Source organism: Mycobacterium sp. SMC-8 (genome assembly GCF_025263565.1).
In the GTDB taxonomy this organism is placed as follows: domain Bacteria; phylum Actinomycetota; class Actinomycetes; order Mycobacteriales; family Mycobacteriaceae; genus Mycobacterium.
The window spans coordinates 2222618-2248989 of the sequence record NZ_CP079865.1 but is presented as its reverse complement, the minus strand read 5'-3'; the positions used below and the strand labels follow the sequence as shown (position 1 = coordinate 2248989).

The 26372-nt window shown below is 69.5% G+C and carries 24 protein-coding genes and 1 pseudogene; 16 read left to right on the top strand and 9 right to left on the bottom strand.

Annotated elements, in window-relative coordinates:
- Positions 1 to 7: 7 nt before the first annotated feature.
- The 3 genes from KXD97_RS10945 to KXD97_RS10935 form a co-directional block, all read right to left on the bottom strand.
- Positions 8 to 865: an endonuclease domain-containing protein gene (locus KXD97_RS10945; protein WP_260756777.1), complete on the bottom strand. Its 858-nt coding sequence runs from the start codon at positions 863 to 865 to the stop codon at positions 8 to 10.
- Positions 866 to 1004: 139 nt separating this feature from the next.
- Positions 1005 to 2630 carry a chaperonin GroEL gene (groL, locus tag KXD97_RS10940; RefSeq protein WP_260756776.1) on the bottom strand — a complete coding sequence of 542 codons (1626 nt, stop codon included), beginning with the start codon at positions 2628 to 2630 and terminating at the stop codon, positions 1005 to 1007.
- 177 nt (positions 2631 to 2807) lie between these two features.
- Positions 2808 to 3368, bottom strand: a complete 561-nt coding sequence (locus KXD97_RS10935) for a TetR/AcrR family transcriptional regulator (RefSeq protein WP_260757915.1) — start codon at positions 3366 to 3368, stop codon at positions 2808 to 2810.
- 118 nt (positions 3369 to 3486) lie between these two features.
- Between KXD97_RS10935 and KXD97_RS10930 the strand changes: the two are divergent.
- A pseudogene (locus tag KXD97_RS10930) lies at positions 3487 to 4391 on the top strand (SDR family NAD(P)-dependent oxidoreductase).
- Positions 4392 to 4544: 153 nt separating this feature from the next.
- Positions 4545 to 6269, top strand: a complete 1725-nt coding sequence (locus KXD97_RS10925; protein ID WP_260756775.1) for a DEAD/DEAH box helicase — start codon at positions 4545 to 4547, stop codon at positions 6267 to 6269.
- A 41-nt stretch (positions 6270 to 6310) separates the two neighbouring features.
- On the opposite strand, the gene KXD97_RS10920 is transcribed toward KXD97_RS10925, so the two are convergent.
- Genes KXD97_RS10920 through KXD97_RS10900 form a run of 5 tightly spaced genes read right to left on the bottom strand, consistent with a single transcriptional unit; the run spans position 6311 to position 10554 of the window.
- Positions 6311 to 6781, bottom strand: a complete 471-nt coding sequence (locus KXD97_RS10920) for an SRPBCC family protein (RefSeq protein WP_260756774.1) — start codon at positions 6779 to 6781, stop codon at positions 6311 to 6313.
- Between the two features lie 29 nt (positions 6782 to 6810).
- Entirely contained in the window at positions 6811 to 7743 is a 933-nt protein-coding gene (locus KXD97_RS10915) for a TIGR03621 family F420-dependent LLM class oxidoreductase (protein WP_260756773.1), read from the bottom strand.
- Entirely contained in the window at positions 7744 to 8559 is an 816-nt protein-coding gene (locus KXD97_RS10910; RefSeq protein ID WP_260756771.1) for an HAD-IIA family hydrolase, read from the bottom strand.
- Positions 8560 to 8605: 46 nt separating this feature from the next.
- A complete protein-coding gene (locus tag KXD97_RS10905; protein WP_260757914.1) occupies positions 8606 to 10015 on the bottom strand; it encodes a PH domain-containing protein in 1410 nt (469 codons plus the stop codon).
- 56 nt (positions 10016 to 10071) lie between these two features.
- Positions 10072 to 10554 (bottom strand): PH domain-containing protein, encoded by a 483-nt coding sequence (locus KXD97_RS10900; protein ID WP_260756770.1) that lies wholly within the window; start codon positions 10552 to 10554, stop codon positions 10072 to 10074.
- 42 nt (positions 10555 to 10596) lie between these two features.
- On the opposite strand from KXD97_RS10900, the gene KXD97_RS10895 reads away from it, so the two are divergent.
- The 6 genes from KXD97_RS10895 to KXD97_RS10870 all read left to right on the top strand — a co-directional run bounded on the left by KXD97_RS10895 (position 10597) and on the right by KXD97_RS10870 (position 17125).
- Positions 10597 to 11514, top strand: a complete 918-nt coding sequence (locus tag KXD97_RS10895; RefSeq protein WP_260756769.1) for an SDR family NAD(P)-dependent oxidoreductase — start codon at positions 10597 to 10599, stop codon at positions 11512 to 11514.
- Positions 11514 to 12722 carry a gephyrin-like molybdotransferase Glp gene (glp, locus tag KXD97_RS10890; RefSeq protein ID WP_260756768.1) on the top strand — a complete coding sequence of 403 codons (1209 nt, stop codon included), beginning with the start codon at positions 11514 to 11516 and terminating at the stop codon, positions 12720 to 12722. Before KXD97_RS10895 ends, glp begins: the two co-directional genes overlap by 1 nt.
- A gap of 50 nt (positions 12723 to 12772) precedes the next feature.
- On the top strand, positions 12773 to 13474 hold the full coding sequence (locus KXD97_RS10885; RefSeq protein WP_260756767.1) for a phosphatidylserine decarboxylase: 702 nt from the start codon (positions 12773 to 12775) through the stop codon (positions 13472 to 13474).
- A complete protein-coding gene (pssA, locus tag KXD97_RS10880; protein ID WP_260756766.1) occupies positions 13471 to 14322 on the top strand; it encodes a CDP-diacylglycerol--serine O-phosphatidyltransferase in 852 nt (283 codons plus the stop codon). Before KXD97_RS10885 ends, pssA begins: the two co-directional genes overlap by 4 nt.
- 1 nt (position 14323) lies before the next feature.
- Positions 14324 to 16546 (top strand): AAA family ATPase, encoded by a 2223-nt coding sequence (locus KXD97_RS10875; RefSeq protein ID WP_260756765.1) that lies wholly within the window; start codon positions 14324 to 14326, stop codon positions 16544 to 16546.
- Between the two features lie 147 nt (positions 16547 to 16693).
- Complete coding sequence (locus KXD97_RS10870) at positions 16694 to 17125, top strand: DUF1707 domain-containing protein (RefSeq protein ID WP_260756764.1); 432 nt, start codon at positions 16694 to 16696, stop codon at positions 17123 to 17125.
- Here KXD97_RS10870 and KXD97_RS10865 read toward each other — a convergent pair.
- Positions 17122 to 18618: a potassium/proton antiporter gene (locus KXD97_RS10865; RefSeq protein WP_260756763.1), complete on the bottom strand. Its 1497-nt coding sequence runs from the start codon at positions 18616 to 18618 to the stop codon at positions 17122 to 17124. The genes KXD97_RS10870 and KXD97_RS10865 overlap by 4 nt on opposite strands.
- Positions 18619 to 18670: 52 nt before the next feature.
- Between KXD97_RS10865 and KXD97_RS10860 the strand changes: the two genes are divergently transcribed.
- The 8 genes from KXD97_RS10860 to KXD97_RS10825 all read left to right on the top strand — a co-directional run bounded on the left by KXD97_RS10860 (position 18671) and on the right by KXD97_RS10825 (position 26352).
- On the top strand, positions 18671 to 19366 hold the full coding sequence (locus KXD97_RS10860) for a TrkA family potassium uptake protein (protein ID WP_260756762.1): 696 nt from the start codon (positions 18671 to 18673) through the stop codon (positions 19364 to 19366).
- Between the two features lie 87 nt (positions 19367 to 19453).
- Entirely contained in the window at positions 19454 to 22363 is a 2910-nt protein-coding gene (locus tag KXD97_RS10855) for a Na+/H+ antiporter subunit A (RefSeq protein WP_260756761.1), read from the top strand.
- Positions 22360 to 22827: a Na(+)/H(+) antiporter subunit C gene (locus KXD97_RS10850; RefSeq protein ID WP_260756760.1), complete on the top strand. Its 468-nt coding sequence runs from the start codon at positions 22360 to 22362 to the stop codon at positions 22825 to 22827. The genes KXD97_RS10855 and KXD97_RS10850 overlap by 4 nt, the downstream gene beginning before the upstream one ends.
- The gene (locus KXD97_RS10845) at positions 22824 to 24440 is read left to right on the top strand and encodes a Na+/H+ antiporter subunit D (RefSeq protein ID WP_260756759.1); all 1617 of its coding nucleotides are present in this window, start codon (positions 22824 to 22826) and stop codon (positions 24438 to 24440) included. Before KXD97_RS10850 ends, KXD97_RS10845 begins: the two co-directional genes overlap by 4 nt.
- Positions 24437 to 24976 (top strand): Na+/H+ antiporter subunit E, encoded by a 540-nt coding sequence (locus tag KXD97_RS10840; RefSeq protein WP_260756758.1) that lies wholly within the window; start codon positions 24437 to 24439, stop codon positions 24974 to 24976. Before KXD97_RS10845 ends, KXD97_RS10840 begins: the two co-directional genes overlap by 4 nt.
- The gene (locus tag KXD97_RS10835) at positions 24973 to 25260 is read left to right on the top strand and encodes a monovalent cation/H+ antiporter complex subunit F (protein ID WP_260756757.1); all 288 of its coding nucleotides are present in this window, start codon (positions 24973 to 24975) and stop codon (positions 25258 to 25260) included. Before KXD97_RS10840 ends, KXD97_RS10835 begins: the two co-directional genes overlap by 4 nt.
- Positions 25257 to 25625, top strand: coding sequence for a monovalent cation/H(+) antiporter subunit G (gene mnhG / locus KXD97_RS10830; protein ID WP_260756756.1), 369 nt, complete (start codon positions 25257 to 25259; stop codon positions 25623 to 25625). The genes KXD97_RS10835 and mnhG overlap by 4 nt, the downstream gene beginning before the upstream one ends.
- On the top strand, positions 25606 to 26352 hold the full coding sequence (locus KXD97_RS10825) for an SAM-dependent methyltransferase (RefSeq protein ID WP_260756755.1): 747 nt from the start codon (positions 25606 to 25608) through the stop codon (positions 26350 to 26352). Before mnhG ends, KXD97_RS10825 begins: the two co-directional genes overlap by 20 nt.
- Positions 26353 to 26372 lie beyond the last annotated feature (20 nt).

Here is a 26372-nt window from a genome sequence, read left to right as displayed (position 1 = left end):
GTGGGCCCTATGCACGGAGACTGCCGGATATCTGCGCATAGGCCCCACGTTCGATCAGTTTGGCGCGAACGCGTTCGACGATGACCTCGGGCCGGCGCAGCATGTCACTACTGACCCGTATCACGGCCCATCCCGCAGCCTCCAGCAGTGCGAGTCTGTCGATATCCCAGGACCTCTGGCTGCGGTCGTTCCAGTGCTGGACACCGTCGTACTCGACGGCGACCTTCCACTCACGCCATCCCATGTCCACACGAATACGCAAGTCTTTGAACACGATCTGGGTCTTCGGGCGAGGCAGTCCACCGCGCACCAGGACAAGCCGCACCCTGGATTCCTGGGGCGATTCCGCACCGCCGTCGACGAGGTCCAGCAACCGGGGTATCCCCGCGACGCCGCGGGCACCCGGGTGCGCCGCAGCGACGGCTGCGATCTCAGCCGCAGAGACGCGTGTCGCGTTCATCAGCGCGTCGATGACCGGTATCGCCTGATCGGGTGGGCGGGTACGGCCGATATCGAAGGCGGTGCGTGCGGGTGTCGTCGCGTCGACGCCGGCAACGAGGCATGTCTCTTCAGCCGCCAAATGCCATGAGTGCGCGACAATGCCTGCGGCTGAGTGCCGGTCGGGGCGAACGATCTCTGCGGGTGCGGTCGCATCGATCCACTTGGTCCCGAAGACAGCGGCAGCCGACATCCCGCCGAGAACGGCGCCCGTCGCCAGCCACGCGCCTTCCGCTTTGATCCGGGCTGTGACTTCGACGTCCTTGGGAAGGTAGACATCACGGAAGATCGCGCGGTAATGGCGAGCCAGGCCACGGCGGGTGAGGCGGCCATTGCGCACAGCGGCACTGCCCAGAAAAGGTTCCATACCCCCGACCGTCGCCACGAGTGCCGACGAATGTGGGCCTCCTGCACGCTTTTCGATGCAATCCTGTGCATAGGACCCACACTGGGGATGACGAAAGGCCCGGCCCCGCGAACGGGACCGGGCCTCTTCGTACAGGGACTTAGAAGTCCATACCGCCCATGCCACCGGTCGGGTCGCCGGCGGGTGCGGCGGCCTTCTCCGGCTTGTCGGCGACGACGGCCTCGGTGGTGAGGAACAGCGCCGCGATGGACGCCGCGTTCTGCAGCGCCGAGCGGGTGACCTTCACCGGGTCGGCAACGCCGGCCTTGAGGAGGTCCTCGTACTCACCGGTCGCGGCGTTCAGGCCGTGACCCGCGGGCAGGTTCGACACCTTCTCGGCGACGACACCGGGCTCCAGACCACCGTTGAAGGCGATCTGCTTGAGCGGAGCCGACAGCGCGACACGCACGATGTTGGCACCGGTGGCCTCGTCGCCCTTGAGGCCGAGATCGTCCAGCGTAGGAGCCGACTGCAGCAGGGCCACGCCGCCACCGGCGACGATGCCCTCCTCGACGGCGGCCTTCGCGTTGCGGACGGCGTCCTCGATGCGGTGCTTGCGCTCCTTGAGCTCCACCTCGGTGGCAGCGCCGGCCTTGATCACCGCAACACCGCCGGCCAGCTTGGCCAGGCGCTCCTGCAGCTTCTCGCGGTCGTAGTCGGAGTCGCTGTTCTCGATCTCGGCACGGATCTGGGCCACCCGGCCGGCGATGGCCTCGGGGTCACCGGCGCCCTCGACGATGGTGGTCTCGTCCTTGGTCACGACGACCTTGCGGGCCCTGCCCAGCAGCGAGACGTCGGCGGTCTCGAGGGAGAGGCCGACCTCTTCGCTGATGACCTGGCCACCGGTGAGGATCGCCATGTCCTGCAGCATTGCCTTGCGACGGTCACCGAAGCCCGGGGCCTTGACGGCGACGGACTTGAAGGTGCCGCGGATCTTGTTGACCACCAGGGTCGACAGGGCCTCGCCCTCGACGTCCTCGGCGATGATCAGCAGCGGCTTGCCGGACTGGATGATCTTCTCCAGCAGCGGGAGCAGATCCTTGACGGTCGACACCTTGGAGGCGACCAGCAGGATGTAGGGATCCTCCAGGACGGCTTCCTGGCGCTCGGCGTCGGTCACGAAGTAACCCGAGATGTAGCCCTTGTCGAAGCGCATGCCCTCGGTGAGCTCGAGCTGCAGGCCGAAGGTATTGCTCTCCTCGACGGTGATGACACCCTCGTTGCCAACCTTGTCCATGGCCTCGGCGATGAGCTCGCCGATCTGGGTGTCGCCCGCGGAGATCGCAGCGGTGGCGGCGATCTGCTCCTTGGTCTCGACCTCCTTGGCCGACTTCAGCAGCGTCTGGGTGACGGCCTCCACAGCCTTCTCGATGCCACGCTTGAGGCCGAGCGGGTTGGCGCCGGCGGCCACGTTGCGCAGGCCCTCACGGACCAGTGCCTGGGCGAGCACGGTGGCGGTGGTGGTGCCGTCACCCGCGACGTCGTCGGTCTTCTTGGCGACTTCCTTGACCAGCTCAGCGCCGATCTTCTCGTACGGGTCCTCGAGCTCGATCTCCTTGGCGATGGACACACCATCGTTGGTGATCGTCGGGGCGCCCCACTTCTTCTCCAGGACGACGTTGCGGCCCTTGGGGCCGAGCGTCACCTTTACCGCGTCGGCGAGGCTGTTCAGGCCCCGCTCGAGGCCGCGACGGGCCTCTTCGTCATACGCAATTGTCTTGGCCATTGCGAAGTGTTTCCTCCGGATTGGGGATGCACGTCTTGTCGGTCGGAATCGATGCCCGCGACGGACGGCTGGGGCTGTGCTCGCAGATGCGGCCCCGACCTCACCGGCCCGACCTAGCACTCACCGGTCGCGAGTGCCAATTGCATTCTTAGCACTCGACCTGGGTGAGTGCAAGGTTCAGTCGGCTCCCGCCGGGGCCCGCAAGCCGTCTTCGATCACCCGCGCCACCCTGCCTGCGACATCGTCGCTGTAGAGCTGCGGCACCTTGCACACCACCAGCAGGGCCTTGATCTCAGCGACCCCCACGTCGGCCCGAACCGTACCCGCCCGCTGCGCGGCACCCAACAGGTCGCCGAGCAAGCCGAGGAACGCCTCCTCGGCCCCCGGCGCCGCGGTCTCCAGGTCGACGCCGTAGCCGACGAGCGCGTCGACCAGACCGTGGTCGGTGGCCCCGGTACGAATCATCTCGCGCAGAAACGAGAACAGGGCTTCACCGTCGCCGACGGTGGCAAGCAGGTCGCGCGCTCGCGCTTCGATCCGGTGCAGCCGGTCCTCGGCCACCGCGACGAACAGCGCCTCCTTCGTGGGGAAGTGCCGATACACCGTGCCGGCACCCACGCCGGCCCGGCGCGCGATCTCGTCGATCGGGACGGCCAGCCCTTCCGCGGCGAAGGTGTCGTAGGCGACCTCGAGGACCCGGGCGCGATTGCGCGCGGCATCGGCCCGCAACGGGCGCATCGACGTCACCGCGATTTCCCTTCAGGCGAACACGAAACGGGGCGTGCGTTCCGTATAGTCGGAGCAACCGGGGCGTTTGGCCCAGTTTACCGAGTGTATCGAGCCCCAGGAGACAGACATGACCCATTGGACCGCCGCCGACATCCCCGACCAGACCGGCCGCACCGCCGTCATCACCGGCGCGAACACCGGCCTGGGCTTCGAGACCGCCAAAGCGTTGGCCGCCCGGGCGGCGCCCGCGTGGTGCTCGCGGTGCGCGACACCGAGAAGGGCCGGCAGGCAGCGTCCCGCATGGACGGTGACGTCGAGGTCCAGGAGCTCGATCTGACGTCGCTTGCCTCCATCGGCGCTGCCGCGGAAGCCCTGAAGAACCGCTACCAGCGCATCGACCTGCTGATCAACAACGCCGGGGTGATGACCACCCCGAAGGGCACCACCGCCGACGGCTTCGAGCTGCAGTTCGGCACCAACCACCTCGGGCACTTCGCGCTGACCGGCCTGCTGCTGGAGAAGTTGCTCGATGTCCCGGGCGCACGCATCGTGACCGTCAGCAGCAACGGCCACAAGATGGGCGGCGCCATCCACTGGGACGACCTGCAGTGGGAGCGCAGCTACAACCGGATGGGCGCCTACACCCAGTCCAAGCTGGCCAACCTGCTGTTCACGTACGAACTGCAGCGCAGACTCGCCCCGCGTGGCAAGACGATCGCGGTCGCCGCGCACCCCGGGACGTCAACCACGGAGCTGGCGCGCAACCTTCCGAGGCCGGTCGAACGCGCCTTCCTTGCCGCCGCCCCCGTCCTGTTCGCCCAGACCGCCGACCGGGGCGCGCTGCCGACGCTGCGCGCCGCGACCGATCCGGGCGTGCTGGGCGGGCAGTACTACGGACCGGACGGCATCGGCCAGCAACGGGGCAACCCCGTCGTGGTCGCCTCCAGCGAGCAGTCCTACGACATGGCGTTGCAGCAGCGGCTGTGGTCGGTCTCCGAGGAATTGACCAAAGTGGTGTTCCCGGTCGGCTGAGGCGGCGAGCTCACACCGTGTCCCTGGTCGTGGGCGCCTTCCGGACACGCCGCGCCAGGACACGCCGCAGAAATGCGGTGGCGGAACCGCCTGCCCTAGACTGCATTCCGGTTTCGCCGTCAGAGACGGCACGTTCGTCGGGAGGAGTCGTGGGTGCGGGCTGATCCAGCACCCACGGCCGGCGCCGCCGGGACGCCCAGCACCCAGGCGTTGCGCGGCTGGCAGCGACGAGCCCTGGTCAAATACCTGACGGCCAAACCGCGCGATTTCCTCGCCGTCGCAACCCCCGGCGCCGGCAAGACCACCTTTGCGCTGCGCATCGTCGCCGAGCTGCTGGCCGAGGGCACGGTCGAGGCCGTCACAATCGTGGTGCCCACCGAGCACCTCAAGATCCAGTGGGCACAGGCCGCCGCCCGGCACGGCATCGCGCTGGACCCGAAGTTCTCCAACTCGAACTCACAGACGTCCTCGGAGTATCACGGCGTCGTCGTCACCTACGCCCAGGTGGCCAGCCACCCGACCCGGCACCGGGTGCGCACCGAGAACCGCAGGACGCTCGTGGTCTTCGACGAGATCCACCACGGTGGTGACGCGAAGAGCTGGGGCGACGCGATCCGGGAGGCGTTCGACGACGCGACGCGCCGGCTCGCGCTGACCGGCACCCCGTTCCGCAGCGACGACAGCGCGATCCCGTTCGTCACCTACGAAGAGGACGCCGCCGGGTTCAGGACTTCGGTGGCCGACCACACCTACGGCTACAGCGACGCGCTGGCCGACGGGGTGGTGCGGCCGGTGATGTTCATGGCCTACTCCGGCGAAGCCCGCTGGCGTGACAGCGCCGGCGAAGAACATGCGGCGCGCCTCGGTGAACCGCTGACGGCGGAGCAGACGGCGCGCGCCTGGAAGTCGGCTCTGGATCCGAAGGGCGAATGGATGCCCGCAGTGATCGCGGCCGCCGACAAGCGGCTGCAGGGCAAGCGTCAGCACGTGCCCGACGCCGGCGGCATGATCATCGCCACCGACCAAACGGCGGCCCGCGCATACGCCGACCTGCTCACCACGATCACCGGCGAAGTGCCGACCGTGGTGCTCTCCGACGACAAGGGCGCCTCAGACCGCATCTCGGAGTTCTCCGCGGGCACGTCGCGCTGGCTGGTCGCGGTGCGTATGGTGTCCGAGGGTGTCGACGTGCCTCGGCTGTCGGTCGGGGTGTACGCCACGAGCGCGTCGACGCCGCTGTTCTTCGCGCAGGCCATCGGACGGTTCGTGCGCTCCCGCCGGCCCGGCGAGACCGCCAGCATCTTCCTGCCGTCGGTGCCGAACCTGCTGCTGCTGGCCAGTGAGATGGAGGCGCAGCGCAACCACGTGCTGGGCAAGCCGCACCGCGAGACGCTGGAGGATCCGCTCGACGCCGAGTTGCGCGAGCAGAAGCGCGACGAGCCCGGCGAGGAAGAGAACAAGATCGAGTACCTCGGCGCCGACGCCGAACTCGACCAGGTGATCTTCGACGGGTCGTCGTTCGGCACGGCGACCCCGGCCGGCAGCGACGAGGAGGCCGACTACCTCGGCATCCCCGGCCTGCTCGACGCCGAGTCGATGCGGGATCTGTTGCGGCGCAGGCAGGAAGAACAGCTCACCAAACGCACCGAAGCCGGGGTGCCCGCCCCGAGGACCACGCACGGCCAGCTGCGCGAGCTGCGCACCGAGCTCAACACGCTGGTGTCGCTGGCTCATCACCGCACCGGCCGCCCGCATGGCTGGATCCACAACGAGCTGCGACGCCGCTGCGGCGGCCCGCCGGTGGCGGCCGCCACCCGCGAGCAACTGCAGGAGCGGATCGCCGCGGTCCGCGTGCTGCAACGCGAATTGACCGCATAGCGCGCCGTCAACGCGACGGGGCGCGAACCGCACTCTCCAGATCAGCCAACGGCCAGCTTGGCGAGGTTGGCCAGCGAGTTGTGCAGATGCTCTACGGGGAACGGCGGGAACTCGATGTGCTCGCGGAGGCCGGCGTCTACCGCCGACCAGTCGTAGGTCAGCGTGACCCTGGTCTGCCGCGGGCCGGCGGGCTCCAGGTCGTAGTTCCAGGTCCATCCGCCGTACTCGACGACCCCGTCCTCGCCGGCCTGTCCGGGCTCCCAGCCGATCGCTCGGTCGGGTTCGAAGGACAGCACCTTGTTGGCCATCTCGTAGTGGCCGTCGGGATGGTTTGGGTGATACATCGCCATCCGGAACATCTGTCCAGACCTGGTGATCACTTCGCCATCGAGGGACTCGCGCACCCAGCCGGTACCGTCGATCGCGGCGTGATTGGCGGGGTCAGCCAGCACCGCGAATACGGCGGAGGCAGGGGCATCGACGATCGTGTCAGTAATCAGTGTCTCGGTCATGCGGGTTAGACCGCCGCCGAGGGCAGGACTCATCGCAGCAGCGCGATGACCTCCGCGATGTCAGGCAGCGCCGACTCTCTCCCCGGTAGTTCGTCGAACACCGTCCAGTAGCCGATCCCGAACTCGCGCTGCCGCTGCACGAGTTGCTCGGCCATCTGCTCGTGAGTCCCGAGCAGCAGGAACGGCGAGTCCAGCAAGGTGTCCGGGTCGGTGTCCAACGTCTCCGCGAGCTCGGCGGCGGCGCGGCGCCGGTCGGTGGTGACGACCACCGCCTGGATCAGCGCGTTGAGTTCGATGTGTGCAAAACGCTGCCCCGCCGCATCCCGCACGACGGAGATCCGGTTGGCCAGGCCTGCACCGTCGAAGTGGCTGAGCCGCACTCTGGTGGCGTCCCGGTTGTGCGAGATTCCGGCGAACCCGACGATGTCGGCAACCCGACCGGCCAACCGCAGCACCCGGGTTCCGTTGCCGCCGACCAAGATCGGCACCGGCCGGGACGGCACGGCGACGATCTCCCCCGCCGCCGCGTGCACGTGGTAATGGTCGCCGTCGAAGTCGACGGCCTCCCCGGCGAGCAGCGCCTTGATGACGGCCACCGATTCGGCGAGCCGCGACACCCGGACGGCGCCGCCGTCGAAACGCAGTCCCGCCGCGTCGTATTCGGACTTCATGTGCCCGGCGCCGATACCGAGTTCGAACCGGCCGCCGGAGACGATCGCGACACCCGCACTCTCCCGCGCGGTCTCGACCGGATGGCGGAAGTCGTTGTTGAGCACCAGGGTTCCGACCCGCAGCCGGGACGTCACCGCCGCGGCGGCTGCCGCACCGCTGAACGGCGACACCGTCGGCGCCAGATGATCGGCGAAGGTCAGCACGTCTATTCCGGTTGCCTCGACCCGCTGGGCGAACTCCCGGGCGCAGACACCGTCGCGGGGCAGCGCGGTGGTCAGTCCGAACCGCATCTACAGCCCCAGCAACGCGGGCAGATCCGCCACCGAATCGATGACGTGGTTTGGCTGCATGGCGAATTCGTCTGCCGCCCAACGGTCCAGGGTGTCCTGGCGGAACTTACCGGTGCGCACCAGCACCCCCGTCATACCGACCACCTGACCGGCCAGCACGTCGTTGTTGAGGTCGTCGCCGACCATGTACATCTCCTCGGGGTCCACGCCCAGCCTGGCCGCCGCGGACAGGAAGCCCTCCGGCGCCGGTTTGCCGACGGCAGTCGCCTTGCGGCCCGAGGTCTCTTCCATCCCGATCAGGTACATGCCGGTGTCGACGCGCAGACCGTCGGTGGTGGTCCACGCGGTGCTGCGGTGCATCGCCACCACGGGCACGCCCTGGGCCATCCAGTCGTAGACCCAGGACAGCGTCAGGTGGCTGTATTCGGGGCCGGCACCGCCGAGCAGCACGACGTCCGGCGCCTCCGGGGCCCGGGGACCGGTGAACTCCGACGAGTAGACGATGTCGATGCCCGGCATGTCCTCGGCGATCTGGCCGCTGTTGACCAGAAAGCAGCGGGCGTCCGGATAGCGGTCCCGAACGTAGTCGGCGGTGAGCACCGCGGCCGTGATCACCTCGTCGGAGCGCACCGCCATCCCTGCCTCGGTCAGCAGATCGGCGATCTGCGCCCGCGTCCTGGTGGTGGTGTTCGTCAGATACGCGCACGCGATCTGGTTGTCCGCCAAGGTGCGCAGCGTCTCCGCGGCGCCCGGGATCGGCTTCCACGACGTGACCAGCACGCCGTCGATGTCGAAGAGAACCCCGCCGATCGCCATGTTGCGACAGTAAACCGCCGACGGGCGCACGCAACCTGAGACCCGGCTACCCGCGCGCCCACGACGTCGTACCGACCCACGGCGACGTCATCGCGGCGATGGACCAGGCGAGCTCGGCTGGAACGTCGACGACCTCGTAGCGCTTCACGCCCGCCGCGGTCGCGGCGATCAGGGTCGCCACCCCCGCCCTGCGCTGCAGCAGCGACTGCCGCACCGTCCATCCCACAATGCCGGCTGCGGCCACGCAGTCGCGGCGCCGCGCCAGACTGCCCGCCCTGGCCACCAGCCACCCGCCGCCGGCCCGGTGGCCCAGCGCCCGCGCCCGGTCGTGGGCCAGGCCGGCAGCGATCACCGCGAGCAGCACGGGCAGCGCCCAGGCCCACAGCGCGACATCGCCCGCCACCGCCGCCACGGCCAGCGCCAACGCGACACCGGCGGGCACAGCCATGGCCCGGGTCCAGCGCCGCCGGGTCGCCGCCGGACCATGTGTGCGCAGCGGTCCTGTCACCGCGCCGGGATCGTCGATCAGGTCCATCAGCACCGCTTCGGCGGTGCCGCGCGGGCACGGCGGAAGCAGCTGCGAGGCCTCCCCGGCGCCGGCAACCCCGGTCATCACCGCATCCAGGCGCGCGCCGCCGAACAGGCGCACCAGCAGCGGTTCTCGCAGGGTGCCGCCCCGCAGCCGGCGCATGTCGAAGGTGTGCTCGCGCAGCCGCACCAGACCGTGCGACAGGTGCAGCACCTCGGCGTCGCGCCGCAGAATCAGATTGCCGTACCTGAGCAGCGACTGCGTCACCGACAGCGCCACCGACGCGAACACCACACCCAGGACGACCGCGACCACCGCGCCGATCACGCCGAGGCGCTGCGCCACCCTTTCACCTTCCGCGACCAGTGCCGAATCGCGCACCGCCGCAAGTACTCCCGGCTGCGAGATCACTCCGAGTGCGGCGATGATCATCACCAGGCCGGCCGAGGTCAGCGGGCTGTACCGCAACCAGGACGGCTGCCACCGCGCCAGCAGCCGGGTCGGTTCGGCGCGCCCGGGTGGCTCCAGCGACTCCGCGAGCAGGGTCGCGCGCAGCCTGGCCACCTCGGAGGTCGGCACCGCGTCAAGCTCGAAATCGTTGTCCCCCTTGGCTTCCTGCCCGGTACTGACCCGAAGCACGGTCAGCCCCAACAGCCGGTGCAGCAGCCGGGCGTCGGTGGACACCGACCGGATCCGGTTGCGGGGCACCGACAGCACGTTCCGCTGCAGCACCCCGGTGCGCAGTTGCACATCCTCGGCACCGATCCGGTACGTCGTGGTGAACCAGCGGGCCAGGCCGTAGGCCACCACCATCCCGACCCCGGCCACCGCCCACAGCGGGTTCCCCGTCGCCGAGCCCAGCACCAGCGACCCGATCAGCACCGGGATCTGGCGGGCCACCTCGTGCACCGGATGCACGAGCAGCATGCGAGGGCTCAGCCGGGACCACGCGGTACCTGCATCGCTGTTGGCGTCCGGGGTGCTCACGTGGCGTCCTCGGCACCCAGGGCGGCGATGTCGGTCAGCCGGGCCACCACCTGATCGGCGACCTCGGCGTCCAGCGCGACGATGCGCACCGCTCCGGCCGACGACGCCGTCGTCACCGTCACGTTGGACAAACCGAACAGCCGGTCCAGCGGGCCGCGGTAGGTGTCCACGGTCTGTACCCGGGAGATCGGTGCGATGCGGCGCTCTTGCACCAGCCACCCCGACCGGGTGTAGACCGCGGTGGAGTCGAGATCCCAGCGGTGCACCCGGTACCGCCACAACGGCGCGACCGCCACCGACACCGTGGCGCCCAGCACGGTGCCGATCGCCAGCAGCACGTGCAGCCACGGCAACCGACCGTCGACGGCGAACCACACCGCCTGCGCGATCGCCGCCATCGTCCACGGGACGGCTGCCCCGATGGCCCAGACAAGCGGCGCTTTCCGGCTCGGCGGATGCGCCGGTTCGACCAGGTGCACGGCTCCGAGACTAGTTGCGCGCCCAGACCGTAAGTTAACCCCATGACTTCCAAATGGACCGCCGCCGATGTGCCCGACCAGTCCGGCCGGGTCGCCGTCGTCACCGGCGCCAACACCGGTATCGGTTACGAGACAGCCGCGGTGCTGGCGGGCAGGGGCGCGCGTGTCGTCATCGCGGTGCGCAACCTGGACAAGGGCCGCAAGGCCGCCGACGACATCGCACGACGGCATCCCGGAGCCGACGTCACGCTCCAGGAACTCGACCTGTCGTCGCTGGCCAGCGTCCGCGAAGCCGCCGACGCGCTGCGGCTGGCATTCCCCCGCATCGACCTGCTGATCAACAACGCCGGGGTGATGTACCCGCCCAAGCAGGTCACCGCCGACGGGTTCGAGCTGCAGTTCGGCACCAACCACCTCGGGCACTTCGCGCTCACCGGGCTGTTGCTGGACACGCTGCTGGACGTGCCGGGCTCCCGGGTGGTGACCGTGGCCTCCATCGCCCACAACATCCGGGCCGGCATCCGCTTCGACGACCTGCAGTGGGAGCACGGCTACAACAGGGTCGCGGCGTACGGCCAGTCGAAGCTGGCCAACCTGATGTTCAGCTACGAGCTGGCGCGTCGCCTGGCCGCCAAGGGCGCCCCGACGATTGCGGTCGCCGCGCACCCGGGAATCTCGAACACCGAGCTCATGCGCCACATCCCCGGCTCGGGCCTCCCCGGGTTCTCGAAGCTGGCCGGGCTGGTCACCAACAGCCCCGCCGTCGGAGCTCTGGCGACGCTGCGCGCGGCGACCGATCCGGGCGCGCGCGGGGGCCAGTACTACGGGCCGTCCGGCATCCGGGAACTGGTCGGCCACCCGGTGCTGGTGTCGTCGAACGCGATATCCCGCGACGAGGACGTGCAACGGCGGCTGTGGACGGTGTCCGAGGAACTGACCGGTGTGAGGTACGACCTCTGATGCGGTCGGTCGACGAACACCGGCGCGTGGTCGCGTCGCTGGTCACGGCGCGGCCTTCGGTGACGGTCCCGGTCGCCGACGCGCTGGGACTGGCGCTCGCCGACGACGTGGTGGCCCCGCTGTCACTGCCGGGCTTCGACAACTCCGCGATGGACGGGTACGCGGTGTTCTCCGAGGACATCGCGAGCGCCACCGAGGCCGCGCCGGTGCGGCTTCCGGTGGCCGAGGACATCCCCGCGGGCCGCACCGACGTCCCCACCCTGCGGCCCGGCACCGCGCACCGCATCATGACCGGCGCGCCGCTGCCCGCCGGGGCGACGGCCGTCATCCCCGTGGAAGCCACCGACGGCGCGACCGACACCGTGACGATCCGCGCCGCCACCCGGCCCGGGCAGCACATCCGACGTGCCGGTGAGGACGTCACCGCGGGCACCACGGTGCTGCGGGCCGGCCAGGTGGTCACCCCGGCCGCGCTGGGCCTGGCGGCCGCTCTCGGTATCGGCGAGCTGACGGTGATCCCGCGCCAGCGCGTGCTCGTGGTGTCCACCGGCACCGAGCTGGTCGCCGCAGGCCGGCCGCTGCAGCCCGGGCAGATCTACGAGTCCAACGGGGTGATGCTGGCCGCCGCCGTCCGGGAAGCCGGGGGCGAGGTCATCGCCTGCCCGATGACCGGCGACGACGTCGACGCGTTCCGTGACGTGCTGCGCCGGCATGCGGGCGAGGCTGATCTGATCGTCACCACCGGCGGTGTCAGCGCCGGCGCCTACGAGGTGGTCAAGGACGCGCTGACCGAGGGTGGCGTCGAGTTCACCAAGGTCGCCATGCAGCCGGGTATGCCGCAGGGCGCCGGCCGGCTCGACGGCCCGGCGCCCGGCGTCCCGATCGTCACGCTGCCGGGTAACCCGGTCAGCGCGCTGGTGTCCTTCGAGGTGTTCGTGCGCCCGGCGGTACGCGCCGCGATGGGCCTGCCCGACACCGAGCGGCCGCGCCGCACCGCGATGCTGACCGAGGACCTCGTCTCACCGCGCGGTAAACGGCAGTTCCGGCGCGGCGTATTCGACCCGGTCAGCGACACCGTCACCAGTTACGGCCCCCCGGCGTCGCATCATCTGCGCTGGCTGGCCTCGGCGAACTGCCTGCTCGAACTCGACGAGGACACCGCCGAGGTGGCGGCCGGGTCCCGCGTACAGGTCTGGGACCTGCGATAGCGGCGGGGGACCCTGCGACAGCGCCGGGGGACCGTAGAATCGCGGCCACGATGGCCAGACGCCCAGACCTCAAGACAGGACCAGCGCGCCTGGCGGCCCTGGTTCGCACCTCCGTTCCCCCGATGCACCCCGCGGGTGTGCCGTTCGTCGGCGCCAGCCTCGCGGTCGCTCTGGCCGGCGGCAAGAGCCGATGGCTGCGCCGCGCCGGGCTCGCCTCGGCCGTGGCCAACGCGGCGTTCTTCCGCCACCCGCCGCGGACCCCACCGACCCGTCCCGGGGTGGTCGTCGCCCCGGCCGATGGGCTCATCTGCCTGATCGAGGAGGCCGTGCCGCCCGCTGAACTGGGGCTGCCCGCAACGCCTCTTCCGAGGATCAGCATCTTCCTCTCGGTGCTCGACGCGCACGTCCAGCGTGCCCCGCTGGGCGGCGAGGTCGTCACCGTCACGCACCGCCCCGGGTTGTTTGGCTCCGCCGACCTGGCCGCGGCCAGCGAGGACAACGAACGCAACAGCGTGGTGATCCGCAGCCCGGACGGCGACGAGGTGATCGCCGTGCAGATCGCGGGACTGATCGCGCGCCGGATCGTGTGCGATGTCAAACCCGGTGACAAGGTCGGGCTCGGCGACACCTACGGCCTGATCCGCTTCGGTTCGCGGTTGGACACCTACCTGCCGGCCGGCTCGAAGATCCTGGTCAGCGTCGGGCAGCGGACCTTGGCCGGCGAGACCGTCCTGGCCGAGCTGCCCCGATGAGGCCGCGCATCAAGAAGTCCGTCGTCAGCGTGCGGATTCTGCCGAGCGCGATGACGGTCGCCGCGATCTGCCTCGGGCTCAGCGCGGTGAAGTTCGCCCTCGACGACCGGCCCACCGAGGCGATGGCCTTCCTCGCGATCGCGGCGATCCTCGATGCGCTCGACGGCCGCACCGCGCGCGCCCTGAACGCGACCTCGCGCATGGGCGAGGAGATCGACTCGCTCGCCGATGCGGTGAACTTCGGTGTGGCACCGGCGTTCATCGTCTACGCCACCCTGCTGTCGACGTCGCGAATCGGCTGGATCGTGGTGCTGCTGTACGCGGTGTGCATCGTGCTGCGGCTGGCCCGGTTCAACGCGATGCTCGACGTCGACCAGCCCGCCTACGAGAAGAAGTACTTCGTCGGGATGCCCGCTCCGGCCGGTGCGATCGGGGCGATCGGTCCGCTGGCGGCCAAGATGCAGTTCGGTGACGGTTGGTGGACCTCCGAACCGGCGGTCGTCATCTGGATGATCGGAATCTCGCTGCTGGTGGTCAGCACCGTGCCGATGCGCAAAATCCACACGTTCTCGGTGCCGCCCAACATGGTGGCGCCGCTGCTGGCGCTGCTGGCCATCGGGGTGGCCGCCTCGATCCTGTACGGCTACCTCGTGCTGCTGGTGATCATCGCGGTCTACTTCCTGCACATCCCGTTCGCGATCCGCACCCGCCGGTTCCTGGCGGAACACCCCGAGGTCTGGGACGACAAACCCCGCCAGCAGCGCGCGGCGCGTCGCGCGATCCGGCGGACCCAACCGCACCGGCGTTCGATGTTGCGCCTGGGCCTGCGCAGGCCGCCGAGAGGATGACGTGTCCGAACTTCACCGGTCCGCCGAGCACCGCCCGTCGCGCGCGCAGCTGACGCTGACCGCGCGGCTGAACACCTCGGCGCTGGACTCCCGCCGCGGGGTGATCCGGCTGCACCCGGAAGCCATTGCGGCCCTGGGCATCCGCGAGTGGGACGCGGTGTCGTTGACCGGCGCGCGCACCACCGCCGCGGTGGTGGGGGTCGCCCCGGCGGGCACACCGACGGGCACGGCACTGCTCGACGACGTGACGCTGTCCAACGCCGGGCTGCGCGAGGACACCCCGGTGCTCGTCGCCCCGGTCACGGTGCTCGGGGCCCGCTGCGTGACGCTGAGCGGCTCGGCCCTTGCCACCCGGTCGGTCTCCCCCGCCACACTGCGGCAGGCCCTGCTCGGCAAGGTGATGACCGTCGGTGACACCGTCTCGCTGCTGCCGCGCGATCTCGGGCCGGGCACGTCGACATCGCAGGCCAGCGCCGCCCTGGCGGCGTCGGTCGGGATCACCTGGACCTCGGAGCTGTTGACGGTGACCTCCGTCGACCCCGCCGGACCCGTCAGCGTGCAGCCGAATTCGTTGGTCGATTGGGGGGATTCGGCTGCTCCGGCACCGTCGGCCGGCACCGGCGAGCACGTGGTGACCGCGTCCGAGCAGTCCGGGACACCCGCGGTGAGCTACGACGACCTGAAGGGGTCGCACGCCCAGGCGGGTCGGCTCACCGAATGGCTCAAGCTCGCCCTCGACCAGCCCGAGCTACTCGAGAAACTCGGCGCCACAGCCAATCTCGGTGTGCTCGTGTCGGGGCCGGCCGGGGTGGGCAAGGCCACCCTGGTGCGGACGGTCTGTGCGGGCCGGCGGCTGATCGAACTCGACGGGCCGGGTGTCGGATCGCTGCGCGCCGAGGACCGATTGGCGAACGTGGCCTCCGCGGTCGCCGCGGTCCGCGACGGCGGCGGCGTGCTGCTGGTCACCGACGTCGACGCCCTGCTGCCGGTGCCCGCCGATCCGGTGGCCACGCTGATCCTCACCGAGTTGCGCTCCGCGGTGGCCACCCGGGGTGTCGCGTTCGTGGCCACCACGGCGGTGCCGGACAACGTCGACCCCCGGCTGCGCGCGCCGGATCTGTGCGACCGTGAGCTCGGGTTGACCCTGCCCGACGGTGCGGTGCGCGCCCAACTGCTCGAGGTGCTGCTGCGCGACGTTCCCGCCCAGGACCTGAACCTAGGCGAGATCGCCGAGCGCACACCGGGATTCGTGGTCGCCGATCTCGCCGCGCTGGTGCGCGAGGCCGCGCTGCGCGCGGCGGCGCGAGCCAGCGAGACCGGCGAGGCGCCGGCGTTGCAGCAGAGCGACCTGGTCGGGGCGCTCGGCGTGATCCGGCCGCTGTCGCGCTCGGCGACCGAGGAGGTGTCCGTCGGCTCGGTGACCCTCGACGACGTCGGCGACATGGCCGAGACCAAGCAGGCGCTGACCGAGGCGGTGCTGTGGCCGCTGCAGCATCCGGAGACATTCCAGCGGCTCGGGGTTCAGCCGCCGCGCGGGGTGCTGCTGTACGGCCCGCCGGGGTGCGGCAAGACGTTCGTGGTCAGAGCGTTGGCGAGTTCGGGCCGGCTCAGTGTGCACGCCGTCAAAGGTGCTGAGCTGATGGACAAATGGGTCGGTTCGTCGGAGAAGGCGGTGCGCGAGCTGTTCCAGCGGGCCCGCGATTCGGCGCCGTCGCTGGTGTTCCTCGACGAGATCGACGCGCTGGCTCCACGCCGCGGCCAGAGTTTCGATTCCGGTGTCACCGACCGCGTGGTGGCCGCGATGCTGACCGAACTCGACGGCATCGAACCGCTGCGCGACGTCGTGGTGCTCGGCGCGACCAACCGGCCCGATCTGATCGACCCGGCGCTGCTGCGCCCCGGCCGGCTGGAGAAGCTCGTGTTCGTCGAGCCCCCGGACGCCGAAGCCCGCACCCAGATCCTCAAGACCGCGGGCAAATCTGTCCCATTGGTCTCGGAAGGACCGGAGGCCGTCGATCTCGCGGCGCTGGCCGGTGAGCTCGACGGCTACAGCGCGGCGGACTGCGTCGCGCTGCTGCGCGAGGCCGCGCTGACCGCGATGCGCCGTTCGATCGACGCCGCCGACGTCACTGCCGCCGACGTAGCGGCCGCCCGCGAGGCTGTGCGCCCGTCGCTGGACCCGGTGCAGGTCGAGGCGCTCCGGGCCTTCGCCGACGCCCGCTGATTCTCGTAAAGCGCCAGTGCGGTGAGATCGCCGCATCGGACGTTTCGGCGACCTGGGCGCACTCTCGTTAGCGGAAACAAATCTTGACACTGACTAGTTAAGAGTGGCACTGTCAAGACTAGTCATTGTCAAGATTTGGGAGGGACCGTGAGCTCCACCGTCACAACCACCGTCCGGGCCGGCGACCGTGACCGCGACGCCACCGCGGCCTTGCTCGGGCAGGCGCTGGCCCAGGGATATCTGGACATGGCCGAGTACGAGACCCGCCTGCAGGCCGTGTACGACGCGCACACCAACCCCGACCTGCGCCGACTCACCGCGGACCTTCCCGTGGCCGAGCTACGGCGCAACGACCCGCAGCGTGCGGCCGCCCGCCGCGCCAGCGCACGGCGAGGCATGCACCTTCATCTGGCGGGGTACCTGGCCATGGTCGTCGTGGTGCTCACGGTGTGGCTGGTCGTCGGGCTGACCGCGGGGTCCTGGTACTTCTGGCCGATCTGGCCGATCCTGGGCGCGGGTATCGGCGTGCTCGGCCACGCACTGCCGGTCAGGAACGCGTTCGGGCCGTGCGGTCGCTAGGCCGGGTCGCCGTACTCGTCGAACCAGTAGGCAAGCTTGCCGCGACGGCTGACCGCGCGCAGCCGCCGCTCGGCGAGCTCCCGCGTCACCGACGTCGTCACGATCAGCAGTTCGTCACCGACCTGCAGGCGGGTCACCGGTTGCGGGACGAACGGCCGACCCGCCCGGATGATGAGCGTGATGACGCTCGGATCGGGCAGCCTCAGCTCGAGCACCGTCACGTTGTGCAGCCGCGACCCCGGCAACACCGTCATCGTCAACAGCTCGGCATCCAGCACGTCCAACGGTGCTGCGTCGATCTGAATCTCACGGGTGGTGTCGCGCGGGATCAGGTGCAGCCGCTCGGCGACCAGCCGCAGGCTCGGCCCCTGAATCACCGTGAAGAGCACCACGAGGATGAACACGATGTTGAGCAGGCGCCAGCTGTCGGGCACGCCCGCCACGATCGGGTAGGTGCACAGCACGATGGGCACGGCGCCGCGCAGACCTGCCCAGGACAGGAACACCTGTTCACGCCACGGAACCCGAAAACCGATGAGCGACACCACGACCGACAGCGGCCGAGCCAGCAGCAGCAGAACCAGCCCGGCCACGACGGCCGGCACCACCTCGTCGAGCAGTTCATCGGGCGACACCAGCAGACCGAGGATGACGAACACCCCGATCTGGGCCAACCAGCCGGCGCCCTCGGCGAACGAGCGCGTCGCCGACCGGTGCGGCAGACCCGAGTTCGCCAGCACCACGCCGGCCAGATAGGCGGCGAGGAACCCGCTGCCGTGCGCGGATCCCGCCGCGGCGAACGCGAGCATGCCCAGACCGAACGTGGCCAGCGGGTACAGCCCGGCCGCGGGTAAGGCGATGCGCCGCAACGTCATCGCACCGAGCACGCCGAAGCCGAGGCCGAGCACCGCCCCGATCGCCAGCTCGTAGGCCATCGTCCCGACGATTTCCACCGGGTCGAGGTCCAGCGGGACGACGCTGAACAACATCACCAGGATCACCGCCGGGGCGTCGTTGAAGCCCGACTCCGCCTCCAGCAGACCGCTCAGCCGCCGCGGCAGCGGCACCACCCGCAGCACCGAGAACACCGCGGCGGCATCGGTACTGGACACCACGGCTCCGAGCAGCAGTGCCAGCTGCCAGTCCATGCCGAGGATCCAGTGCACGGCCAGCGCGGTCACCGCGGTGCTCACCGCGACACCGACGGTGGCGAGCACGGCGGCCGGGGCCAGCACCTTGCGGATGTCCCCGAAGCGCGTCGTCAGACCGCCCTCGACCAGGATCACGGCCAGCGCCGCGGTGCCGAGATCTTGCGCGAGCTGGGCGTTGTCGAACTGCAGTCCCAGCCCGTCCTCACCGACGAGCACACCAACCCCGAGAAACAGCAATAGGCTGGGGAGGCCGATGCCGGTGGCCAGCCTCGTCGCGGCGACGCTCGCCAGGAGCACGAGCCCCCCGATGAACATCGCCACGTAGAGCTGGTGCAGTGTCACTGGAAAGAGTAAATCAGGACAGTCCTCACCCGGCCGGGCAAAAGGAGAGTCGATGCGGATCGCGATCGCCGGTGCGGGTGCCGTCGGCCGGTCCGTCGCGCAGGAGCTGGTCGAGTACGGCCACAAAGTCCTGCTCATCGAGAAGGAGCTCGGCCGCTACCAACCCGCGACGGTGCCCGGCGCCGACTGGCTGTGGGCCGACGCGTGTGAGGTCGCCTCGCTCGAAGAAGCCGAGATGCAGATCTGCGACGTCGCGATCGCGGCCACCGGCGATGACAAGGCCAACCTCGCGATGGCGCTGCTGGCCAAGTCCGAGTTCGGTATCGACCGCGTGGTCGCCCGGATCAACGACGCCCGCAACGAGTGGTTGTTCACCGAGGCGTGGGGGGTGGACGTGGCGGTCTCGACGCCGCTGGCGCTCGTCGCCGCGATCGAGGGCGCCATCGACGTCGGCCACCTGATACGGCTGATGGCACTCGGCAAGGACTCACGCGGCGATCTCGGGGCGCGCGCCGCCAACGTCGCCAAGATCACCCTGCCCGCCGACAGCCCGCTCGTGGCACAGCGCGTGCAGGACCTGCCGATGCCGGCCGACAGCGCGCTGGTGACGCTGACCCGCGGAAACCGTTTGATCGTCCCGGAACCGCAGGACGTACTGCATGCCGGCGACGAATTGCTGTTCGTGTCTGCGTCCGGCGTCGAGGAGCACATCAAAGCAATGGTGCGGGGTACCCGTAGACTGAAGTGACTCCAAAGTCAGTACGGCTGACACTTTTGTCCACCTGCCCGACGGTAAGCCCGCCCGACAGCGTGCCGCCCACGACGAGACGGAGCCATGCTCGCCATCCTCGCTGCCCATGCAGCCGCCGCCCTGCTGGCGCCCCTACTGGTGTATCGCTGGGGGCGAGCCGCGTTCTATCCCCTGGCGCTGGTGCCGCTGGCGTCATTGGTGTGGGTGGTGGCGAACTGGCCGGCGAAGGGCCAGTCGCACACGGTCGACGTGGCCTGGGTGCCGGGCCTGTCGATGGACATCACGTTGCGCTTCGACGCGCTGGCCGCCGTGATGAGCGTGCTGGTGCTGGGCATCGGCGCTCTCGTCCTCTTCTACTGCGCCGACTACTTCCGCCATCACGACGGTCGCGAGGAAAAACGCCTGCCCAGTTTCGCCGCCGAACTGGTGGCGTTCTCCGGCGCCATGTTCGGCCTGGTCACCAGCGACAACATGCTGGTGCTCTACGTGTTCTGGGAGATCACGACGGTCCTGTCGTTCCTGCTGGTGGGCCATTACGCCGAACGGGCGACGAGCCGGCGGGCCGCGATGCAGGCGCTGCTGGTGACCACGTTCGGCGGGCTGGCGATGTTGGTCGGCATCGTCGTCATCGGCAATATCGCAGGCACCTTCCTGCTGTCCGAGCTGATCGCGAATCCGCCGACGGGGCTGGCCGCCTCGGTGGCGGTGATACTCATCCTCATCGGCGCACTGTCGAAGTCGGCGATCGTGCCCATGCACTTCTGGCTTCCCGGCGCCATGGCCGCGCCGACCCCGGTCAGCGCATACCTGCATGCGGCCGCGATGGTGAAGGCCGGCGTCTACCTGATCGCGCGGATGACACCCGGGTTCGCCGACAGCCCCGAATGGCGCCCGACCGTCGTCACCCTCGGGCTGTTGACGATGCTCCTCGCCGGCTGGCGCGCGATCCGCGAGTACGACCTGAAGCTGATCCTTGCCTTCGGCACCGTCAGCCAGCTCGGCTTCATCACTGTGATGGTCGGTGTCGGCGGCAGCGAGATGATGCTCGCCGGCCTGGCAATGCTGTGCGCGCACGCGATGTTCAAAGCCTCGTTGTTCATGGTCGTCGGCATCATCGACCACGCCACCGGCACCCGCGACATCCGCAGGCTGGCCTGGCTGGGTGACCGCAGCAAGCCGCTGCTGATCATCGGCTGCGCGGCGGCCGCCAGCATGGCCGGGCTGCCGCCGTTCTTCGGGTTCGTCGCCAAGGAAGCGGACTTCGAGACGGTGCTGCACAGCCCGTACCTGGGCGCCGCGTCGCCGTTCGTGCTCGCCGGCATCGTGCTGGGCTCAGTGCTGACCACGGTTTACAGCCTGCGGTTCGTGTTCGGGGCCTTCGGCCGGAAAGGGCTGCCGCACCCGAGCACCCGGGTCGAGGAGATGCACCGCCCGGAGACGGGTTTCCTGATCCCGCCCGCGATCCTGGCCGCCGCGGGGCTGCTGTTCGGCCTGTGGCCGAAGCCGCTCGACAACGTGCTGCGCGACTACAGCGACACCGTGCCCGACCCACCGGGCTACAAGGGCGACTATCACCTGGCCCTGTGGCACGGGGTGAACCTTCCGCTACTGCTCTCGGTGTTGGTGCTGGCCACCGGCGTCGCGGTGTACTTCTCGCGGACCCGACTTCGTCGCGCACGCATGCCGTTTGTGCCGCTGGGCAACGCCGACCGCATCTACGACGCGGTGATCCGCGGCGCCGATGTGCTCTCGGTGCGCTTGACCGCGCTCACCCAGCGCGGGTCACTGCCGCAGACGCAGTCGTTCATCCTCATCACGCTGGTGCTCCTGCCGCTCGGTGTGCTGGTATCGGGCGCCCGCGACCGGCCCCACTTCCAGTTGTGGGACTCGCCGCCGGTGGTGGTGGTCGGGCTGCTGATGATCGCCGCCGCGCTGGCGGCCGTGGTGATGCGCAACCGTCTGGCGGCGGTCCTGCTGGTCGGTGTCACCGGTTACGGCTGCGGCGCGATCTTCGCGTTTCACGGCGCACCCGACCTGGCGTTGACGCAGTTCCTGGTCGAGACGTTGACGCTGGTCGCCTTCGTCCTCGTGCTGCGCACCCTGCCCGCCGAGACCAGTCGTGCGGAGAACACCCGCTTCCGGCTGCCGCGCGCCGCGCTCGCTGTCGCCGTCGGCGCGGCGGTGACGACGCTCGCGGCGTTTGCGATGGCCGCCCGCACCGGCCGGCCCATCGCCGAGCTGCTGCCCGAAGCGGCCTACGTGCGGGGCCACGGCTCGAATACCGTCAACGTGATCCTCGTCGACATCCGCGCCTGGGACACCATGGGTGAGGTTTCGGTGCTCCTCGTCGCCGCCACGGGTGTCGCGTCAATGGTGTTCCGCAGCAGGCGTTTCGGTGCCGCGCCACGCGTGTCCGACGCCGGTCAGCCCGACATCGGCCAGCTGCCCGCGGCGTTCAACACCAGTCCCGCCGCCGGGGACATCACCTGGCTGCGGGGCAGCGAACTGCGTGATCCACGGCACCGATCGCTGGTCCTGGAGGTCGCCACCCGGCTGATCTTCCCGGTCATGATGGTGCTGTCGGCGTACTTCTTCTTCGCCGGCCACAACGTGCCCGGCGGTGGATTCGCCGGCGGCCTGATGGCCGGGCTGGCGCTGGTGCTGCGTTATCTGGCCGGCGGGCGTTACGAACTCGGCGAGACGCTGCCGCTCGATGCGGGCAAGATCCTCGGCGCGGGTCTGACGCTGGCCGCCGGAACCGCTGCCGCCTCACTGCTTCTCGGTGCGCCCGTGCTGTCGTCGGCGGTCATCTCGTTCGACGTGCCGGTGCTGGGCACCGTCAAGTTCGTGACGGCACTGTTCTTCGACCTGGGCGTGTACCTGATCGTGGTCGGTCTGGTGCTCGACGTGCTGCGCAGCCTCGGGGCACGCATCGACGTCGAGATGAGCGAACAGCTGCGCCAGCGGACCGGCCGGACGGTGAGGCAGCCATGACCACATTTCTCGTACCGCTCATCCTGATCGGGGTGCTCACCAGCGCCGGGGTGTACCTGCTTCTCGAACGCAACCTCACCCGGATGTTGCTGGGTCTGTTGCTGATCAGCAATGCCATCAACCTGCTCATCCTCCACGCCGGCGGTCCGTCGGGTAACCCGCCTGTCCGCGGGCGCACCAGCGGCACGGAGACGGCAACCGCAGATCCGTTGGCGCAGGCCATGATTCTCACCGCGATCGTGATCACGATGGGCGTGGCCGCCTTCGTGCTGGCGCTGACCTACCGGTCGTACCGGATCAACACCATCGAGGAGGTCAGCAACGACCCCGAGGACATCAGGGTGTCCCAGCTCTCCGGCAAGGAGGACGACGAAATCGAGGAGCGCATGGTGCCGGACGTGTCCCGCGACACCGACCTGCCCGACGAGCTCGACGCTCTGCCCGGATACGAGGGGTCGCGATGATCGGCGCTCAGTTCGCGTCGGTACTCACACCGCTGCCCGTCCTCGTCCCGATGCTCGGCGCCGCGGCGACGCTGTTCGCCGGCCGCCGACCGCGACTGCAGCGCTCGATCGCGGTGTTCGGGCTGTCGGCGGTCGTGGTGGTGTCGGCGGTGCTGCTGTACCTGGCCGACCGCGACGGAACCATCGCCCTGCAGGTCGGCGGCTGGGGTCCGACCGAGGCCGGCATGGGTCCGTTGGGTGTGACGCTGGTGGTCGACAGGCTGTCGGCGCTGATGCTGGTCGTGTCGTCGATCGTGCTGCTCGCCGTGGTGTTCTACGCCATCGGGCAGGGCATCCGCGACGGCGACGAACGCCAGCCGGTGTCGATCTTCCTTCCGACCTACCTGGTGCTGTCGGCGGGCGTTTTCATGGCGTTCCTCGCCGGGGACCTGTTCAACCTGTTCGTCGGCTTCGAGGTGCTCCTCACCGCCAGCTTCGTGCTGTTGACCATCGGCGCCAGCAAGGAACGGGTGCGTGCCGGCATCTCGTACGTGATGGTGTCGATGGTGTCGTCGCTGGTGTTCCTCTTCGGCATCGCGCTGGTCTACGCGACCACCGGCACGCTGAATCTCGCCGAAATCGCGGTCCGCCTCGACGATGTGCCCGAGGGCACCCGGATGGCGCTGTTCGCAGTGCTGCTGGTCGCGTTCGGCATCAAGGCCGCTGTGTTTCCGCTGTCGGCGTGGTTGCCCGACTCCTACCCCACCGCTCCGGCGCCGGTCACCGCGGTGTTCGCCGGCCTGCTCACCAAGGTGGGTGTGTACGCGATCATCCGCGCGCACTCGCTGCTGTTCCCGGGCGGCGGGATGGACCGCATCCTGCTGGTGGCGGGTCTGCTGACGATGATCATCGGCATCTTCGGTGCGATCGCCCAGAGCGACATCAAGCGGCTGCTGTCCTTCACGCTGGTCAGTCACATCGGTTACATGGTGTTCGGCATCGCGCTGTCGACCCACCTGGGCATGGCGGGGGCCATCTACTACGTCGCGCACCACATCCTGGTGCAGACGACACTGTTCCTGGTCGTCGGCCTCATCGAACGCCAGGCCGGCGCGTCCACGCTGGAGCGGCTCGGCGGGCTGGCCGCGGCCAGTCCGCTGCTGGCGTTCGTCTTCGTCGTCCCCGCGCTCAACCTCGGCGGCATCCCGCCGTTCTCCGGATTCATCGGAAAGGTGGCGCTGCTGGAGGCCGGTGCCGAATCCGGATCTGTGCTGGCTTGGATCCTGGTGGCGGGCAGCGTCGTGACCAGCCTGCTGACGCTCTACGTGGTGGCCCGGGTGTGGACCAAGGCGTTCTGGCGGGCCCGCAAAGACGCACCCGAAGGGCACCTGTCGGGTCCGGCGCCGGCGGCTCTGCTGGACAACACCGAAGAAACCATGGACATCGAACTCGTCGACCGTGACGATGTGGGCCGGATGCCGGCCGGCATGCTCGCGCCCACCGGCGCCCTCATCGTGGTCGGCCTGTTGCTCACGATCCTGGCGGGACCGATCTTCGCCTACAGCGACCGCGCCGCCCATGAGGTGATGGACCGCGGCCAGTACATCGGGGCGGTCCTCGGGGGGACGCAATGAGAACAACGACCCTGCGCGTCTGGAGTGTGTGCTGGCTCGTGCTGGTGTGGGTCCTGTTGTGGGGCAACATCTCCGCGGCCAACCTTCTGTCGGGCCTGGCGGTGGCGCTCGTGATCACGCTGCTGCTGCCGTTGCCGCCGGTTCCCGTCGAGGGACGGTTCCACCCACTGTCGGTGTTGCGACTCGTCGCCACGGTGACGGGCTGGCTGGTCGTGTCGTCGTTCCAGGTGGCGGCGCTGGCCGTGAAACCCGGGCCGCCGCCGCTCACCGCGGTGCTGCGGGCGCACCTCCATGTCAAATCCGACCTGGTTCTGGCGCTGGCGGTCAACATCCTCAACCTGACGCCCGGGAACATCGTGCTCGAAATCGACCAGGCACGTCGCATGATCTACGTCCACGTTCTCGACGTCGGGTCCGACCGCACCGTCAACCGCTTCTACCACCAGATCGACAAACTGCAGAAGCTCCTGGTGGCGTCCTTCGAACGCGATGCGGACTGGAAACCCTCGGCGGATAAGGAGGTCGACCCCGCATGATGTACGTCTGGATCGTGGCAGGGGCGATGCTGTCACTCGCGGCGCTCGCCACCATGTTCCGCATGCTGCTCGGCCCGACCACGCTGGACCGGTTGGTCGCATTGGACACCCTGGTCGCCGTGACGATGTGCGCCATCGGTACCTGGGCAGCCTTCAGCCTCGACACGACCGTCACCTACAGCCTGACCGCGCTGGCGCTGATCACCTTCGTCGGTTCGGTGAGCGTCGCCAGGTTCCGTGTGCCGGACGTCGCCGACCCAGCCGACAAGGGGCACATCCGATGACCGTCTCCGACATCGTCGCCGCCGGGTTGATTCTCTCCGGTTCGGCTCTTGCCCTGACCGCCGCGATCGGCGTGGTCCGGTTCCCCGACACGCTGTCGCGGATGCACGCGGCCACCAAGCCGCAGGTGCTCGGTCTGCTGCTGGTGCTGGCGGGTGCCGCGATCCGGCTGCGCGGCAACATCGATGTCGGCATGCTGATCCTGACCGGCATGTTCACCGTGATCACCGCGCCGGTGATCGCGAACCGAGTGGGTCAGCTTGCCTACCGCGAGCAGAACATCCGCGACGACCTGCTGACCAGAGACGAAATGCATGATTTCGCCGCCGAACGGGAACACGGCGGCAATGACGGTTCTGGACGGTGACCCGGGCGCCATCGATGCCCGGCTGACGCCGTTGCGCGTGGCGAACGCACGTGCCGAAGAGGTGGAGTCACCCCGTCCGCTGTTCATCGATCCGTACGCCCGGCTGTTGGTCGAGGCGGCCGGATCCGGTGCACCGGAGCTGCCGTGGGTGACGAGTTACGTTGCGGCGCGGACGAAGTGGTTCGACGATTTCTTTCTGGCCGCAAGTTCGGCCGGGGTTTCGCAGGTCGTGATCGTCGGGTCCGCCCTCGACACCCGCGCGTGGCGGTTGCCGTGGCTCAGTGACACCGTCATCTACGAGGTGGAGCGGCCGGCACTGCTGGAGTTCAAGCAGCGCGTCGTGGCAGGGGCCGGCGCCTCCCCCGCGGCCCGGCATGTGCCGGTGCCGTCGGACCTTCGCGACGACTGGCCGCGGGCGCTGATCGCGGCCGGCTTCGACGCCGGCGAGCCGACGGTGTGGGCGGTGGAGGGTCTGCTCCCCGGTCTGTCAGTCGACGACCAGGAGCATCTGCTCGACAGGATCGATCTGTACAGCGCGCGGGGCAGCAGGATCGGGATCGAAGCACTCGCCGAAGGCCCCGACCACGCGTGCTGGTTGTGCGCGCGGATGTGGGAGATGAACGCGACGGCCACCGCCGATCTCATGGAGCGGTATCACCGCGCACTGCCGGCCGAGGCGGACGATCCGGCGACGCGGAGCGTGTTCCTCGACGGCCGAAAGCTCTGATTCGTCAATGGAACCGGTAA